This window comes from Kordia periserrulae (assembly GCF_003054265.1).
Classification (GTDB): domain Bacteria; phylum Bacteroidota; class Bacteroidia; order Flavobacteriales; family Flavobacteriaceae; genus Kordia; species Kordia periserrulae.
In genome coordinates, this window is record NZ_QBKT01000007.1 from 79,644 (window position 1) to 96,872 (window position 17,229).

At 36.4% G+C, this 17,229-nt stretch carries 15 protein-coding genes; 8 read left to right on the forward strand and 7 right to left on the reverse strand.

Annotated features, from left to right (window positions below; translation table 11 throughout):
* Positions 1–33: 33 nt before the first annotated feature.
* The 4 genes from C8N46_RS14775 to C8N46_RS14790 all read right to left on the reverse strand — a co-directional run bounded on the left by C8N46_RS14775 (position 34) and on the right by C8N46_RS14790 (position 4,752).
* Positions 34–795 (reverse strand): exodeoxyribonuclease III, encoded by a 762-nt coding sequence (locus C8N46_RS14775; RefSeq protein WP_108115690.1) that lies wholly within the window; start codon positions 793–795, stop codon positions 34–36.
* A gap of 178 nt (positions 796–973) precedes the next feature.
* Entirely contained in the window at positions 974–2,788 is a 1,815-nt protein-coding gene (locus tag C8N46_RS14780; RefSeq protein ID WP_108115691.1) for a GNAT family N-acyltransferase, read from the reverse strand.
* A gap of 55 nt (positions 2,789–2,843) precedes the next feature.
* The gene (locus C8N46_RS14785; RefSeq protein WP_108115692.1) at positions 2,844–4,094 is read right to left on the reverse strand and encodes an aspartate kinase; all 1,251 of its coding nucleotides are present in this window, start codon (positions 4,092–4,094) and stop codon (positions 2,844–2,846) included.
* 175 nt (positions 4,095–4,269) lie between these two features.
* Complete coding sequence (locus C8N46_RS14790; RefSeq protein ID WP_108115693.1) at positions 4,270–4,752, reverse strand: GNAT family N-acetyltransferase; 483 nt, start codon at positions 4,750–4,752, stop codon at positions 4,270–4,272.
* A gap of 113 nt (positions 4,753–4,865) precedes the next feature.
* Here C8N46_RS14790 and fbp point away from each other — a divergent pair, with 113 nt between their 5' ends.
* The 5 genes from fbp to C8N46_RS14815 all read left to right on the forward strand — a co-directional run bounded on the left by fbp (position 4,866) and on the right by C8N46_RS14815 (position 9,189).
* Positions 4,866–5,870 (forward strand): class 1 fructose-bisphosphatase, encoded by a 1,005-nt coding sequence (gene fbp / locus C8N46_RS14795; RefSeq protein ID WP_108115694.1) that lies wholly within the window; start codon positions 4,866–4,868, stop codon positions 5,868–5,870.
* Between the two features lie 67 nt (positions 5,871–5,937).
* A complete protein-coding gene (locus C8N46_RS14800; protein WP_245896876.1) occupies positions 5,938–6,306 on the forward strand; it encodes a fructose 1,6-bisphosphatase in 369 nt (122 codons plus the stop codon).
* A gap of 27 nt (positions 6,307–6,333) precedes the next feature.
* The gene (locus tag C8N46_RS14805; RefSeq protein ID WP_108115695.1) at positions 6,334–7,170 is read left to right on the forward strand and encodes a cell envelope biogenesis protein OmpA; all 837 of its coding nucleotides are present in this window, start codon (positions 6,334–6,336) and stop codon (positions 7,168–7,170) included.
* A complete protein-coding gene (locus tag C8N46_RS14810) occupies positions 7,154–7,648 on the forward strand; it encodes a Rab family GTPase (protein WP_108115696.1) in 495 nt (164 codons plus the stop codon). Before C8N46_RS14805 ends, C8N46_RS14810 begins: the two co-directional genes overlap by 17 nt.
* 2 nt (positions 7,649–7,650) lie before the next feature.
* Positions 7,651–9,189, forward strand: coding sequence for an ATP-binding response regulator (locus C8N46_RS14815; RefSeq protein ID WP_108115697.1), 1,539 nt, complete (start codon positions 7,651–7,653; stop codon positions 9,187–9,189).
* A gap of 275 nt (positions 9,190–9,464) precedes the next feature.
* Here C8N46_RS14815 and C8N46_RS14820 read toward each other — a convergent pair whose 3' ends face one another.
* Positions 9,465–9,896 carry a tellurite resistance TerB family protein gene (locus C8N46_RS14820; RefSeq protein ID WP_108115698.1) on the reverse strand — a complete coding sequence of 144 codons (432 nt, stop codon included), beginning with the start codon at positions 9,894–9,896 and terminating at the stop codon, positions 9,465–9,467.
* 119 nt (positions 9,897–10,015) lie between these two features.
* Here C8N46_RS14820 and mfd point away from each other — a divergent pair, with 119 nt between their 5' ends.
* Together mfd and C8N46_RS14830 are read left to right on the forward strand one after the other, a co-directional pair.
* Complete coding sequence (gene mfd / locus C8N46_RS14825; protein WP_108115844.1) at positions 10,016–13,357, forward strand: transcription-repair coupling factor; 3,342 nt, start codon at positions 10,016–10,018, stop codon at positions 13,355–13,357.
* 45 nt (positions 13,358–13,402) lie between these two features.
* Positions 13,403–14,728 carry a TlpA family protein disulfide reductase gene (locus C8N46_RS14830; RefSeq protein ID WP_108115699.1) on the forward strand — a complete coding sequence of 442 codons (1,326 nt, stop codon included), beginning with the start codon at positions 13,403–13,405 and terminating at the stop codon, positions 14,726–14,728.
* Between the two features lie 504 nt (positions 14,729–15,232).
* On the opposite strand, the gene C8N46_RS14835 is transcribed toward C8N46_RS14830, so the two are convergent.
* Positions 15,233–15,892 carry an aspartate kinase family protein gene (locus tag C8N46_RS14835; RefSeq protein ID WP_108115700.1) on the reverse strand — a complete coding sequence of 220 codons (660 nt, stop codon included), beginning with the start codon at positions 15,890–15,892 and terminating at the stop codon, positions 15,233–15,235.
* 84 nt (positions 15,893–15,976) lie between these two features.
* Complete coding sequence (locus tag C8N46_RS14840; protein ID WP_108115701.1) at positions 15,977–16,336, reverse strand: YraN family protein; 360 nt, start codon at positions 16,334–16,336, stop codon at positions 15,977–15,979.
* Between the two features lie 79 nt (positions 16,337–16,415).
* Here C8N46_RS14840 and C8N46_RS14845 point away from each other — a divergent pair, with 79 nt between their 5' ends.
* The gene (locus C8N46_RS14845) at positions 16,416–17,204 is read left to right on the forward strand and encodes a class I SAM-dependent methyltransferase (protein ID WP_108115702.1); all 789 of its coding nucleotides are present in this window, start codon (positions 16,416–16,418) and stop codon (positions 17,202–17,204) included.
* Positions 17,205–17,229 lie beyond the last annotated feature (25 nt).

Sequence of the window (17,229 nt, forward strand, 5' to 3'; positions counted from 1 at the left end):
ATCTAGTTCAGCACAAGTCACAGAAATGACAAATCATATATTGACCTCAACCAAAATCGGGCAATGGTCAGAGTGCTTGGCTTCTGGCAAAATAGTAGCTCTTGTGATGTTATCTTTTAATGCTTCACCAACCATATTGTAATCAATTCGCCAGCCTTTGTTGTTGGCACGTGCATTGGCACGGTAACTCCACCAACTGTAATGATGCGGTTCTTTGTTTAAGTGACGAAACGAATCGATAAATCCGCTATCAATAAAACTTCCAATCCATTCGCGTTCTTCGGGTAAAAATCCTGAAACACCTTTCATTTTCGGATTGTGTATGTCAATTTCTTGATGACAAATATTGTAATCGCCACAAACGACCAAGTTTGGAATTTCTTTGCGCAGATTGGTCAGATATTCCTTGATTTCGTCCATGTACTGAAACTTAAAACTCAGTCGATCATCATTGGTTCCTGAGGGCAAATACATGCTCATGATGGAAATGTTATCATAATCGACACGCAAGTTACGACCTTCAAAATCCATCGTTTCAATTCCGGTTCCATATGCTACATGATTGGGTTTTTCTTTGCAGAGAATTGCCACGCCGCTATACCCTTTTTTTTCAGCACTAAACCAATAGTGATAGGGATAACCTGCTTGTTCAAAAGCTTCTAAATCGAGTTGTTCTTTGTGTGCTTTTGTTTCTTGGATGCAAAGTACGTCGGGATTTGCTTGTTGTAGCCATTCGAGAAATCCTTTTTTGATGGCAGCACGAATTCCGTTTACGTTATAGGATATTATTTTCATGTATATTTTTGTAGTGAAATGTCAAACGAGCATTATCAGAAATAACGAATGCAGTTTATGAGATTCCATTGAAATTTTAGTTTCTAGAATATTCTCAACTGCGCTCGAACTGACATATATTTAATTTTAAGATTTCTAGTTTTTTTGATTTCCTGTCTAAAACTCCACCTTACATGTTTTACTCTTCTTCGTTGCTATTAAGCCTACGTTCGAGTTCGGCTTGAAATTCTTCCATGACAGGTTTTACGGTACTTTCTGGCAAATCAGCAATGCGAATGTACATTAAACCATCCACCGAATTGTTAAATAGCGGATCTACATTAAACGCTACGACTTTGGCATTTTGCTTTACGTATTTTTTGATTAATACAGGCAAGCGCAAACTTCCTGGTTCGAGTTCGTCAATGATTTTATCAAATTTGTTTAAATCTGCTTCCGTTTCGTCAAAAATAAAGTCCTTATCCGCATCTTTTAGCTTGACTTTGAATTCTTTTTTCGGGTGAATGTATTGTGCAACATACGGATCGTAATAATGCGATTTCATGAACTCAATCATCAACGATTTGGAAAAGTTTGAAAATTGGTTACTGATACTCACACCACCAATTAAATATTTGTGTTCAGGATAACGCAGTGTTGTATGCACAATTCCTTTCCACAATAGGAATAATGGCATTGGTTTTTGCTGATATTCTTTGATGATGAATGCTCTTCCCATTTCAATGGATTCGCTCATCATTTTGTGCAATTCTGGTTCAAATCGGAATAAATCTTGCAAATAGAAACCATCTATTCCATATTTTGCATAAATGTGGTGTCCTAAGCCCATTCGGTACGCACCTACTACACATTTTGCGTCGCTATCCCACAAAAACATGTGATGATAGTAATAATCAAACGTATCTAAATCGATGGCTTTGTTGGTTCCTTCCCCAATTTCGCGGAAGGTAATCTCGCGTAAGCGCCCTAATTCGCGCAAAATATTAGGGATTTGAGAAGCTTCTGCTAAAAATACTTGATAGTTTTTACTCGTAAGTAAATGATGTTTTTTGGATAAATTGGCAACTTCTTCCTGCAATAAGTTTTGCGAAACTGGCGTAACAATCTCCTTTGGTGACTTCGGAATTTTTAACGATGTTGGCACTTTGCTTACTTTGCTCAACAGATTTTGCTTTTCATACGTGTTGGACAACATGTATGTTTTTTTACGTAAAAATTCGGTGAAATCTGCCAAACTTTCGTGTTCATCTTGTGCTTTTACGGAAATTGGTTTCCCGATACGCACTTTGATGACTCTATTTTTTTGCGTTAACAATTCAGAAGGCAATTTTGCCGTTCTAAATGTGTCGCTGATTCGCGATAAACGATAAAAGATACGACTGTTTTTTGCGTGAAAGTAAATTGGAACCACAGGAACTTTGGCCTTTTGCACCAATTTCATCGCAGCTTCTTCCCAAGGCTTGTCTACAATTAAACGTCCGTCTTTATAGGTTGACACTTCTCCTGCAGGGAAAATTCCTAAAGGTTTTCCTTCGCGCAAGTGTGTAATAGATTGTTTAAAACCTGCAATGCTCGACTTCGCTTCTTTGTGATCTTCAAAAGGATTCACAGGCATTACATACGGTTTTAACGGATCAATTCTGTGCAATAAGAAATTGGCAATGATTTTATAATCTGGGCGTTGCTCAATCATGAGTTTTAGCAACAAAATACCGTCAATTCCACCTAAAGGATGATTGGAAATAGTGATGTACGCTCCGTCGCTGGGAAGACGTTTTAAATCTTCCTCAGGAATTTCAAACTTAATTTGAAATTCGTCCAACAATGCATTTAGAAATTCAAGATCATCTAAATGTTTGTGCTTGTCATAAATTTTATTCAAATCAGAGATACGCAAAACTTTCATCAAAATCCAACCTATAAAGGTGCCGATGAAACCGTATTTATCTAATTTGATCGCTTTTGCAACTTCTTTTGCAGTTACCAATCCCATATACTTACTTTAACGCGAGTTACAAATATAGGAAAACAACCTTAATTTGAACCATTTATTTCACAACTAGCTGAATCGTTTGGTCAGCGCGCTGTTCTAACAAAATTTCTTTGCCTTTTTGCAAACCTTCAATCGCCGCTTCCGTAAAGTGTCGGATAGTGTATAGCGACACATTTTCATGATGTGTGACTTTGAATTTTGAGCGTAAAATTTTGAGTAATTTTTCCAAATTGTTAAACTTATTGTCGACACATACCGAAAAACTAATGGCTGAATTTTGAATAACGTCTACTTTCATTTTAGAATCGTGCAACAGTTTGAAGATTTCGCTAATGTTATTTTCTACGATAAAAGAGAAATCTAAGGACGACAACGAAATCAATACTTGATTCTTTTTAACAATAAAACACGGCACATTTGGCGTAATTCCTGCTCCTTTTTTGACGGCAGTTCCAGCGGCTTTTGGATTTAAAAACGATTTTACATACAACGGAATTTCTTTTCGTTGCAAGGGTTGTAATGTTTTCGGGTGAATGACAGACGCGCCATAAAATGCCAACTCAATCGCTTCTCGATAGGAAATGTGATGTAATAATTGTGCGTTTTCAAAATAACGCGGATCGGCATTTAGTACGCCAGGAACATCTTTCCAAATGGTGACACTTTCTGCATTTAAACAATAGGCAAAAATGGCCGCTGTATAGTCAGAGCCTTCTCGTCCGAGCGTTGTGGTAAAATTATTCGGGTCACTTCCTATAAATCCTTGTGTAATATTTAGTTTGCTGCGATTGACGTTTTGTTTGATATTTTCCTGTGTCAATTCCCAATCGACTTTTGCATCGCGGTAATTGGTGTCGGTTTTTATCATTTCGCGTGTGTCGAGCCAGGTATTTTCAATAGAAACGTCATTTAAATACGCACTGACTATGGTGGTAGAAATCAATTCTCCAAATGACACTAATTGGTCGTACACATAATTGTAATCTGGTGATTTGTTACGTCCTAAAAAGCCCTGCATTTCTTCAAAAAACTGCTTGACTTTTCCAAAAATTGGGTGACTCTCGTTGGGAAATAAGTCCAACAAAATTTCATTGTGATATTTCGCAATTTCTTGAATCGACGCTTGCAATTCGTTGTTTTTTTCAAAGTAGTTTTTGATGACAACTTCAATAGCGTTCGTCGTTTTTCCCATCGCAGAAATCACAATTAACGTATTGTCATACCCTACTTGCTGCAATACATTTACTAGGTTTTTTACACCATTGGCATCTTTTACAGACGCTCCACCAAATTTGAATATTTTCATAACAAAATTTTATTTTGTTGTTCCCGCGCAGGCGGGAATCTATTACTTTTGAAACTTTACTAATATCAAGTTTCTACTCCGCCAATACCTTTTTCGCTGCAAAATGGATTCCTGCCTTCGCAGGAATGACATTAGATATATCTCAATAATAAAATCTAAAATCTTACCAAGCAGCTCATTTCCTACTTAGCAAATACTTCTCAATTCCTGCTTCATCCAACTGCACTACATGCCAATCGCGCATGACATTGGCTCCGATGTGTTCGTAAAATTCTATCGCAGGCGTGTTCCAGTCCAACACTTCCCAACCAATTCGTTTCACGCCTAATTCCTTTCCAAACTTAATGACTTCGGTCAGCAATGCACCACCAATTCCTTTGCCGCGTGCTTTTTCGCTCACAATTAAATCTTCCAAATGCAATACTTCACCTTTCCAAGTAGAATAACGCATGTACACCAATGCAATACCGAGCACTTCTTCGGTTGTTTCTGCTACAAAACAATGAAATTTTGGTTGTGCACCAAAACCATCTTTTTGCAAATCTTCTGGTGTAATGATGACGGCATCTGCTTCTTTTTCAAAAATTGCCAATTCGTTAATCAATCTAAAAATAGCATCAACATCGGTTGCAACGGCTTTTCGGATGGTAAAGTTCATACGTGTCAAATATTTACACAAAGGTAACAAGGCAAATATTATATTTTTTACGAAAACGTTATAGTTTTACAAAATTATCGATATTTGTGATTTCAGAAACAACCCAGAGCAACATGGCCAAAAAAAATCAAACTTTAGGAGAATTTATTATTGAAAACCAAGCTGAATTCAAATATTCTTCTGGAGAACTTTCCCGATTGATCAATTCTATCCGACTCGCCGCAAAGGTGGTAAATCACGAAGTAAATAAAGCAGGATTGGTAGATATTATCGGAGCTGCTGGCGATACTAATATTCAAGGAGAAGACCAGCAAAAGCTTGATGTGTACGCCAATGAAAAGTTTATTCAAACCTTGAGCAATCGTAATATTGTGTGCGGAATTGGCTCTGAAGAGAACGATGATTTTATCGCGATTAATAGTTTGGACGAGAACAATCAAAATAAATATGTGGTGCTGATTGATCCGCTTGATGGTTCTTCTAATATTGATGTAAATGTTTCTGTGGGAACTATTTTTTCGGTCTACCGAAGAGTAACGCCCGTTGGAACACCTGTTACGATTGACGATTTCCTACAAGAAGGAAACAAGCAAGTTGCTGCAGGTTATGTGATTTACGGAACGTCAACGATGCTCGTGTACACTACAGGTCATGGCGTAAATGGTTTTACCTTAAATCCTGCTATTGGAACGTTTTATTTATCGCATCCCAGCATGCAATTTCCAGAAACAGGAAATATTTATTCCATTAACGAAGGGAATTATGCACATTTCCCGCAAGGTGTAAAAAGTTATATCAAATATTGCCAGGAAGAAAAAGAAGATCGTCCGTACACGTCGCGTTATATTGGCTCGTTGGTCTCTGATTTCCATAGAAATTTGATTAAAGGCGGCATTTATATTTATCCACAAACTTCTAAAGCTCCTAATGGTAAATTGCGTTTGTTGTACGAATGCAATCCGATGGCATTTTTAGCAGAGCAAGCAAACGGATTGGCTTCTGACGGTTTTCAACGTATTCTAGACATTCAACCAACGGAGTTGCATCAACGTGTTCCTATCTTTTGTGGCAGCCGCAAAATGGTAGAAAAAGCAGAAGAGTTTATGAAGAACTCGTAGGAAAGGTATTCACTTTGCCAAAAATTACTACATTTGTGTTTACTGGAGAACACTAAATAACTTCTACATGACTACAAAAGGTGAAAATACCAACGATACTGGTGAAATAAATCCTAGCATGACCGATCCGTCTACTAAGATTGAGGCGATTAAGAATTTAATTTTTGGAGAAAATATTCAAGCCTACAATTCTGAGTTTGACAATATCAAAAATGATATTCTTGCCAAAAAACAAGCACTTGAAAATTTGATTGAAGAAGTGCGTTCAGAATTGATTCAAAATATTGATAATTTGAGCACTGACTTAAATATTCGCATTACTGAATTGGAATCGAATATGGAAAATAAGTTAGATAATTTGGACGAAAAGAAAGTCGATCGTAGACAATTAGGGCAGTTACTCATCAACCTTGGTGAGAAGATTGGGAAAGAATAACCCACAACATATTCCTTATGTGTATTTATGACGGAAGCTGATAAATTAACGTTATTAAAAGATTTATTACTCACGGACGATCGTGCGTATGCGGAATCTATACACAAAAAAATCAAAGCACTTGAAGAAGTTATCAACGAGCAAAAAAAGCTTTCCAACAAAGTCGATCCTATTATTGACGAACGATTGGAAGCGTTTATTGAAGAAATTCCCGAAACGCTCGGTCCAACTATCACTGAAGCGTTAGCGGAGCAGATTAAAAATTCCAAAGACCAAGTAGTGGAAGCCTTGTATCCCATTATGGGAAAGATGATTAAAAAGTACATTTCGCAGGAAATCAACTTGCTTACGGAGCGCATCAACAAGCAATTGGAAGATAGTTTTTCTGCCAAAAGCTGGAAACGAAAATTCAGATCGTGGTTTGGTGGCGTTCGTGAAGAAGAGTTGCTACTGAGTCAGTTATCCTCTATTTCACAAGTAGAACAAGTGCTGGTTGTGGAAAAAAATTCTGGCGTGCTTATTGGACAATATGCCAAAACGGAAACGATTGATAAAGATATGGTTTCAGGAATGTTAACTGCAATTAAAAGTTTTGTAGAAGATGCCTTTCAAGGAAAAAGTCAAAACTTAGAATTGATTGAGTACGAATTGTATCATATTCATATTCAAAGTTTTGTATCTTATTACGTAGCCGTTGTCATTTCTGGAGAATATAATCTTATCTTTAAGAACAAAATCCAAGATATAATCTTTAATTTTACCGATAACTTTTTGAACTTATTTAGCGATTTAAGCAACATAAAAGAAGAAGACATTACTAACGAATTAGAATTCTACTTTAGTACGAATGAAGAAAGCCTCTAAAAAAATAATCCTACTTGGTCACTTTGGTGTCGGGAAATCTTCCTTGATACGACAGTTTGTTGAAAATACGTTTACAACAGACTACAAAGTTACTATTGGAGTTCATATCCTTAAAAAAGAAGTGAAAATTTCGCCCGAAGAAACCATTTCACTGATTATTTGGGATTTGGAAGGATACGACGACATTAGAAAAACCAGAGCCTCCTACCTACTAGGCACACATGGTTTTATTTATGTGTTTGACGTAACGCGCCCCGCAACCTTCGAAAATCTGAAAGACGACATAACCTACCTAACCAACCAATACGCCAATACACCACTAAAAATTGTGGGGAATAAAGCAGACTTGGTTACCAAAACGTATTTAAAAGAAAACAACGACATGTTTGCTGTGGCGCCTGACTTTTTTACAAGTGCAAAAACAGGTGATAAAGTAGACGATATGTTCATCGCCCTTGCTAAAGAACTTGTGAAATAATTATGATGTTAGAAACCTACAGAGGAACTTATTTTCATCCCAGAACACAATTTATAACTATAGATACATCAGGAAATGTCCTTGAAAGTGATGATGTGCTTTTCCCCGTTAAAAAAGGAGAAGATATCAGTAATATCAGTGCTTTTTTTGAAGGTCTTTCTACGTATTTTGAAGCGGAAGAAGACAACGATATCAAATTTACCTGTGTGCATCTGGAAGATCAAAACAAACACGAATATACCTGCGATATTGAGTTTAAAACTTTTGCAGATGCTGCCAAACCAACGTTGATTATTATTCACGATTTTTCCGACCATTACAAATACTATCAAGAAGTTGCACAAAGTAGAAATGAATCGGTCATCAACTCGCAAATTTTAGAGTTAAAGAACAAATATCTTAAAGAAAAAGAAGATTTTAAAAATACCTTTATCGCGAATTTTAGTCACGAATTGCGCAATCCGTTAACTGGTGTAACAGCTTTTTGTTCGGTATTGCAAAAAACGGACATGACGCTAGAGCAGCAAGATTATGTAGAAGTCATCAAATCGTCCGCAGACCATTTAAAAAATATGATTGGTGATATTTTGGAAGTGTCCAAAATTGAAGTCGGGAAATTAATGCTCAACGAAGAACTCTTCAACTTTCATGAACTCATTGAAATGCTGGAGTTTACCTATAGCGTAAAAGCCAAGCAGAAAAGCTTAGAATTTGAAGTCGATTTTGACAAAAAAATTCCAAAATATATTGAAGCTGATAAAACACGCATCAAACAAATATTGGAAAACCTGATTGAAAATGCGCTGAAATTTACTACCTCTGGAAAAGTTACGTTTGCTATGCATGCTAACCAAAAAAGAGCGCGCAAAGTCAACATAGACATTAGCATCAAAGACACAGGAATTGGAATTCCAGCTGACAAACTTGAGGTGATTTTCCACAGCTTTACCCAACTCAACAATTCGCAAAAGTTTAAAGGTACTGGACTTGGTTTGTCAATTGTAAAAGGATTGGTAGAATTGATGGAAGGAAAAATTTCAGTAGAAAGTGAGGAAGGAAAAGGAACAGCTTTCAAAATCAATATGAATCTGAAATATCCTATCAATCAAGAACAGACATCTTTAGATAAAAAATCAGAAATTGAAAAGAAAAACTTTCTATCCAAAGAAAAATACAGCATCCTACTAGCGGAAGATTCCGAATTGGCACAAATGGCAGTTTTGAAAATTTTAGCACAAGAAGGAAATTTCTTTTTAGACATCATTACCAATGGCGAAGATGTGATTGAAAGCGTGATTCACAACGAATACGACTTAATTTTGATGGACATCCGCATGCCAGGAACACACGGCGATGAACTTACCAAAATGATTCGCTCGTTGCCTGTAGAAAACTGCAAAACCATTCCAATTTTGGCGTTGACCGCAAATTTGTATGATACCGACAAAAAACGCTATAAAAAAATGGGCATGACCGACATCATCGAAAAACCATTTGACGAAAGTACCTTGTTGAAAAAAGTGTACAAGCATTTGAAATAAGCTTTTGAAATTGAAATTGAATCTGAACTCGAATTTGAAGTTCATCTCTTGAGCTGCGCTCGATGTGATATTTTTAATGTACGATTGACGATTTTAGATGGCTGATTTTTAAACTCTGAGTACTTTCTTAGTTTCACATGTCATTCCTGCGTAGGCAGGAATCCATTAGTTGCTCTTTAAGTAAAATGACATCATTTCTATAATCTTATCTCATAAACTTATAAACAAAAAAACCGAGCAAATTGCTCGGTTTTTCACATATATATCGCTAAAAACTAACGATTCATATTTCTAATTTCATCTTTAAAATCTTCGCTATCAACACCTTTCCCAACTAGCATTAATGCTTTATGTACGATGTACGCGACATTTTCAGGAGAAAATCCTAATCCGATTCCCAAACGCTCTAACATTACCGTTTGTTTTGGTCCTAATTCGTGGTCTGCATATACCATTCGAGCCAAATCATACAAACGTTCCAAACGTTCACTGTACATGGTTGGTGGATTAATTGGATGCGATTTATAATCTTTCAAAATCGCTTTATAATCGCTTTCCGAGATATCCAAATTACTTGCCATTCTATCTAAAAAAGCTTTTTCTTCGTCTGTTATAACGCCGTCACTCATTGCTACGCGAACAATGGCTGCAAAGTGGTCTTGATTTCTTTCGCGAAATCCACTTGAATATAAATCTGATATAGACATTTCTTAATATTTTGTCCTGCAAATATAATTATTCTGCTGTCTTTTTAAACAAAATTTTCGTGTGATTTTCTAGGGATTCTTTGGAGTTCAGTATATTTGCAACTAAATTTTTTACTACCGTGAGTATATCCAAAATCTCGCAGCATTTTTCACAATCTCCCGAACTCGGGAAATTGCGGGAAGCTATTGGCAAAAATCAAGAAAAAATACACCTTAAAGGCTTAACAGGTTCAAGTGTTTCCTTTGTCATTTCAGAAACCTTCAAGCAAAGTGACTTACCTTTTTTGCTAATTTTAGATGATAAAGAAGAAGCTGCCTATCATTTGAACGATTTAGAACATTTGCTGAATGATAAAGACGTGCTTTTTTATCCGGGAAGCTATCGCCGTCCGTATCAAATTGAGGAAACCGACAATGCCAATGTATTGCTTCGCGCAGAAGTGCTGAACCGAATCAATTCGCGAAAAAAACCATCGTTGATTGTCACCTATCCTGATGCATTGTTTGAAAAAGTGGTGACGCGAAAAGAACTGGAAAAAAACACCCTTAAAATCTCGCTCAACGATAAATTATCGATTGATTTTGTCAACGAAACTCTATTTGAATATAACTTTCATCGCGTAGATTTTGTCACAGAACCTGGCGAATTTTCAGTGCGTGGTGGCATTGTAGATGTGTATTCCTTTTCCAATGACGAACCGTACCGAATTGAGTTTTTTGGCGATGAAGTAGACAGCATTCGTACGTTTGATGTGGAAACGCAACTCTCTACCGAAAAGGTAAAAAAGATTAGCATCATTCCAAATGTGGAAAATAAAGCCTTGCAGGAATCGCGAGAAAGTTTTTTAAAATACATTCCAGGCAAAACAATTGTCTTAGCGAAAAATACCGAGTTGCTCTTGTCGCGAATTGATAAATTATTTAAAAAAGCTACAGACGCTTTCGCGGAATTATCCGAAGACATCAAACACAATACGCCAGAAGAATTATTCTGTACAAAAAACCTGTTGCAACAGCAATTTGCAGACTATACAATGGTTGAATTGACCGGAAATCCGTTGTTAAAAGCTGATACGTTTATCAATTTTAATACGACACCACAACCGTCATTCAATCGTCAATTTGATTTATTGATTGAAAATTTAGATGAAAATCGCGAAAAAGGCTATATCAATTACATCACATGTACCAGCGAACAACAAGCTAAACGTTTTGACGATATTTTTAAAGATGTGGGACAAAAAGTGCATTATGAAACTGTCGTACTTCCACTCTATCAAGGTTTTGTAGATCACCAACAAAAAATCGTTTGCTACACCGATCATCAAATTTTTGAGCGTTATCACAAGTTTCACTTGAAAAATGGCTATGCCAAAAAACAAGCCATCACGCTGAAAGAATTGACCAATTTAGAAGTGGGCGATTATGTCACGCATATTGATCATGGAATTGGAAAATTTGGCGGTTTAAAAAAGATTGACGTAGAAGGCAAAAAGCAAGAAGCTATCAAACTGATTTACGGCGAGCGCGATATTTTATACCTCAGTATTCATTCGCTACATAAAATTTCAAAATACAACGGAAAAGACGGAAAACCACCAAAAATATACAAACTTGGTTCTGGAGCTTGGAAAAAATTAAAGCAAAAAACCAAGGCACGCGTGAAGCATATTGCGTACAATTTAATTGAATTATACGCCAAACGACGCATGCAAAAAGGAATTCAATACGGTCCTGACACGTACATGCAACACGAGTTGGAAGCATCGTTTATTTATGAAGATACGCCCGATCAATCGAAAGCGACACAAGATGTCAAAGCCGATATGGAAAGCGAACGCCCAATGGACAGATTGGTTTGTGGCGATGTTGGTTTTGGAAAAACGGAAGTCGCCATCCGAGCTGCGTTTAAAGCGGTAGACAACGGAAAACAAGTGGCGGTATTAGTGCCAACTACTATTTTGGCATTTCAACATTTTAAAACCTTTAGCGAGCGTTTGGAAGATATGCCAGTAACGATTAATTATTTGAACCGTTTCCGAAGTGCCAAACAACGCAATGAAGTACTGAAAGGACTCGAAAAAGGAAGCGTAGATATCGTTATTGGTACGCATCAATTGGTGAACAAAGCTGTAAAATTTAAAGATTTAGGTTTGTTAATTGTTGATGAAGAACAAAAGTTTGGCGTGGCTGTAAAAGACAAACTCAAAACCATCAAAGAAAATGTAGATACGCTTACGTTGACAGCAACACCAATTCCGCGAACGCTCCAATTCAGTTTGATGGCAGCGCGCGATTTGTCTGTAATTACCACGCCGCCACCAAACCGCTATCCGATTGAATCGCATGTAATTCGTTTTCAAGAGGAAACCATTCGTGATGCGGTGAGTTATGAAATTCAGCGCGGTGGACAAGTGTTTTTTATTCACAACCGTATTGAAAATATCAAAGAAGTCGCGGGAATGATTCAACGTTTGGTGCCAGATGCCAAAATTGGAATCGGTCACGGACAAATGGACGGAAAGAAACTCGAAAAACTCATGTTGTCGTTTATGAATGGAGAGTTTGACGTGTTGGTTTCTACCACCATTATTGAAAGCGGTTTGGATGTACCAAACGCCAATACCATTTTTATCAACAACGCCAATAATTTTGGACTGAGCGATTTACACCAAATGCGCGGTCGTGTAGGGCGAAGCAATAAGAAAGCTTTTTGCTATTTCATTACGCCGCCAGATTCAGTCATGACACAAGATGCGCGCAAACGTATCAATGCATTGGTGCAATTTTCTGCGTTGGGAAGCGGATTTAATATTGCGATGAAAGATTTGGAAATTCGTGGCGCAGGCGATTTGCTCGGTGGCGAACAAAGCGGATTTATCAATGAAATTGGTTTTGATACCTATCAAAAAATCTTGAACGAAACCATTGAAGAGCTAAAAGAAAATGAGTTTAAGGAATTGTATGAATCGCAAGAAAGCAAGAAAGATAAGGTGTTTTTAAAAGAAACACAGATTGATAGCGATTTTGAATTGTTGTTCCCTGATGCGTACATCAACACGGTTACAGAGCGTTTGGTATTGTACAACAAACTCAGCGATTTGAAAACGGAAGAAGAATTACAAACTTTTGAAGAAGAGCTGATTGACAGATTCGGTCCGTTGCCAAAACCTGCCGTTGCGTTGTTAGATTCCGTTCGTATCAAATGGATTGCCACACGATTTGGCTTGGAGAAAATCATCATGAAAAAAGGCAAAATGGTGTGTTATTTTATTTCTGATCAGCAATCAGCATTCTACCAAAGCGAAAACTTTACCAGAGTCTTGCAATTTGTGCAACAAAACCCACATATTTGTAAAATGAAAGAAAAGCAAACACGTAATGGCTTGCGCTTATTGCTTACTTTTGAAAAAATCACCTCAGCAAAAAAGGCACTACAAGCATTGGAAAAAATAGTGTAATTTGCTTTGGCTTACTTTTTGAATAGACACAGAAAAAAGAACATTATGATTAAAAAAATACTTTGTTTTCTCTTCTTAATTCCGCTGTGCTTGCAGGCACAACAAACCATGACAGGCACGTTTGCTCCTGCCGAAAATTTTAAGTGGTTTATTATATACAAGCTGAAAACCACGCGTCAAGAATATGTTGCCAATGGTAAAATTACCGAAGGAAAGTTGAACTATACTTTTGAAGCTTCTGCCGAAAAAGGCATGTATCGTTTGGTGTATGGTTTGCCACAAGAAGAGAAAAATTTTGATTTTATCTACAGTGGTGAAGAAGACATTGTATTTAATTTTTCAGACGAACAACTCGATTTTACCGCTTCTAAAGAGAACCAATTACACACGTCCTATTTTGCTAATATAAACGAAGCCAAGCGCATGATTAATTCGTATTATCAAAGTGGCGATACGAATAAAGAATCGTTTTTAGAAATTTTTAAATCTATCAACACGCTGCAAGAAACCTTTGAAAAAGAAGCTAAAGGAACTATTGCGTACAACTTTATCAAAGCGAGTCGCACCTACATTCCAACGAGTTATGAAACGCCGCAAACGATGGTTTCCAATATTAAAAAGCACTATTTTGACGCTGTAGATTTTACCAATCCTGTACTGCAAAACTCTGATTTTATTGCTGAAAAAGTATCTAATTATGTGTTTACAGCATTGCCAATGAAAGAGTTTACAGGAGCAGAATTGGTTGCTGAATACAAAAAGAATATCGCTACGGTTGTTGAAAAAATGCAGGCCGTTCCTGCAGATTATAAAAAAACGTTATTGTACGTATTATGGGAGCAAATGGTGATGGTTGAAAATCAAGAAATTGCAATTCATATTGGAAACACCTATTTAAAACCAATTGCCAAACAACTCAACGACGATGTACTTGTAGAAAAAGTGAATGTTTACGAACGATTGGCTATTGGACAAAAAGCACCTGAAATCTCGTGGACAAAAGACAATAAAACACACAAATTAAGCGAGTTAGATTCCGCAGAAAATTACATTATCGTGTTTTGGAGTAGCGGATGTTCACATTGTTTGATGGAAATGCCAAAGCTCAAAACCTTTGTCAATTCTAAAGAAAAAGGAACCATCAAAGTAATTGCTATTGGTTTGGAAGACGAACGCGAAAATTGGGCAAATGAAAGCTCGTTTTATCCAGAATTCATTCACATTTTAGGATTGGACAAGTGGGACAATGAAATTGGAAACTTGTACGATGTTACAGCAACACCGACATTTTTTGTGCTTGATAAAGACAAACGCATCATTGCAAAACCGTATGGTGTAAAAGAATTGAAGGAGTTTTACACTAAAAAGTAAAAAATAAAATCCCGCTCTGATAAGGAGCGGGATTTCTCGTAAAACTAAAATTACGCAAAGAAGTTTTAATTTCAATATCTGATACATCTAATTTTCATAAAGAAATTGCCCTAAGATGTATCTGCCTACTAAACAGAAATTGTCAATTCTTCCACGCAAACTTTTATATATAAATAATATACTGTCCAAAACAGTATCTTAATGTATACAAGAACATGCAGCGCATAAAATGCCTGTACAAATTTGTAATATCAAATGTAATTGTCTTCTAAAATGATTCTCTTAAAGAATCTATGAAAAGGTGGTCGTTAGGGGTAACGTATGTGTAGAAATACACTTCTATATTATGCTTAAAATTGCGGCTAAACTATTTCAACTAAGAAACAAAATACGAAATTATAGTTCTACAAAACAAACTTCCGAATTAAAATTGAAGCAAAACAGCGTAAAAACACCTGTTTTTTCATTAATTATAATCTCCTGTGAGATTTTAATTTGATTTGCTTAAAGCGATTTCAAGTTTTTAATGACCGTAAATGCTTTATCAACTTGCTCGTCGTTGACCAAAATGGTAAATTCGTTGGTTGTTGAAATGACTTCGTAAATGTTGACACCTTCCCAAGAAAGTCGCTGAAAAATAAAGTAATAAATGCCAGGTACATTCACATTGTCTTTTGGCAGTTTGACTGTGATAGAGGATAAATTTTCTTGTTTTTCGAGTAAAATTTCATTCTTAAAGGCAGACGCAACCAATTCAGCAACCTCACTACTCACCACAATATTTGATTCGTTGACGCCACGCGAAGAAGTATAAAAAACGGTGTTCAATCCTTCTATTTCCGACATGAAATTCGCTTGAGCTTTTAACAAAGTTTCAGAAACTTTAAATGTATAATCATTTAAGGAAGAACGCACGGTAATTTCCCCAATATTGCGCACAAATTTCAAAACGCGATGCGTTACACGAAATTCCAATTCTGATGACAATCGTTTTAACGCCATCACAATAGCACCATTTTTCACTTCTTTTCCCAATTGATGCTCTATTTCAGGCTTAATTAATCGTGATAATGACGTTAAATTAATGATTCCTTGCGACAAAGCACTTGACAAAAAAGGCTTGGTTTTGATGTACTCTTCTACAATAGATGAAATGGTTTTCATGAACGCTCATATTTAAAAACTTCGCAAAAGTACAAACAGAAAATATTTTTTCAAAACAAATTGTTATAATTGTAACACAGATTTTTAAAAATGATAAAAAGCGTCTTTTATGTGATTTAATGACATATTTCCGTTTTGCGCTAAAATGGCAATAACATCAAAACGTACTTCAACATCCAAATCGTTTTCAGTAATATAAAAATCGACCGCTTTTACCAACAATTGAATCTTCTTTTTACTCACAAATTCTTCAGGATTCCCAAAATCGGCAGAAGTTCTCGTTTTTACTTCCACAACGGCAAGAATGTTTGCTTTTTGTGCAATAATATCAACTTCCGCTTTTTGAAATCGGTAATTCGTTTCCAAAACGGTATAGCCATTTTTGGTAAGATGCGAAACCGCCAATTTTTCGCCTTCAATGCCCAATTCGTTGTGTGTTGCCATGTAGTTGCTTGTAAAATTTCACATAAAATACGTATCTTAAATTTACAAATCAACCAAAAACACCTAAAATTTACTACAAATGAATGCCAAGTACGACGCTATTGGAAAAGGTTACAACGATACGCGAACAGCAGATCCGTATTTGCTTGAACGCTTGCACTATCACTTGAATCCAATCCACAAAGGTTGGTACTTAGACATTGGTTGCGGCACAGGAAATTACACGTCCAAACTACATACGAAAGAAGCAAATTTCATTGGCGTTGATCCGTCTCAAAAAATGCTTGAAAAGGCGCAAAATTCCCATCCAGATATTGTGTGGAAATTAGGAACTGCAGAAAACATTCCACTAGAAAACAACAGTATGGAAGGTGTAATTGGAACCTTAACCTTACATCATTGGAGTGATTTAGAAAAAGGATTTTCCGAACTATTTCGCGTGATGAAAAATTATACGAATGTGGTGTTTTTCACGGCAACTCCTGAACAAATGAAAGGCTATTGGCTCAATCATTATTTTCCAAAAATGATGGAAGCATCTATTGTACAAATGCCGTCGCTAGAGAAAATCACCCAAGCCATGAGTACTGCTGGATTTCCCGATGTGTATTTGGAAAGATACTTTATTCAACCCGATTTGAAAGATCACTTTTTATATGTGGGCAAACACGACGCTCGTAAATATTTAGATGCTTCTATTCGCAATGGAATTTCCTCTTTTTCGCACTTAGCGCATCAAGAAGAAGTACAAAAAGGCTTGAAAATGCTGGAAAAAGACATCGCTTCTGGAGCAATTGACAACATCATCAAAAGTTACGAAAACCACAAAGGCGATTATCTATTTTTGTTGAGTCAAAAGGAAGTGTGATTTTAACTTGGGTTCGATATAAGAA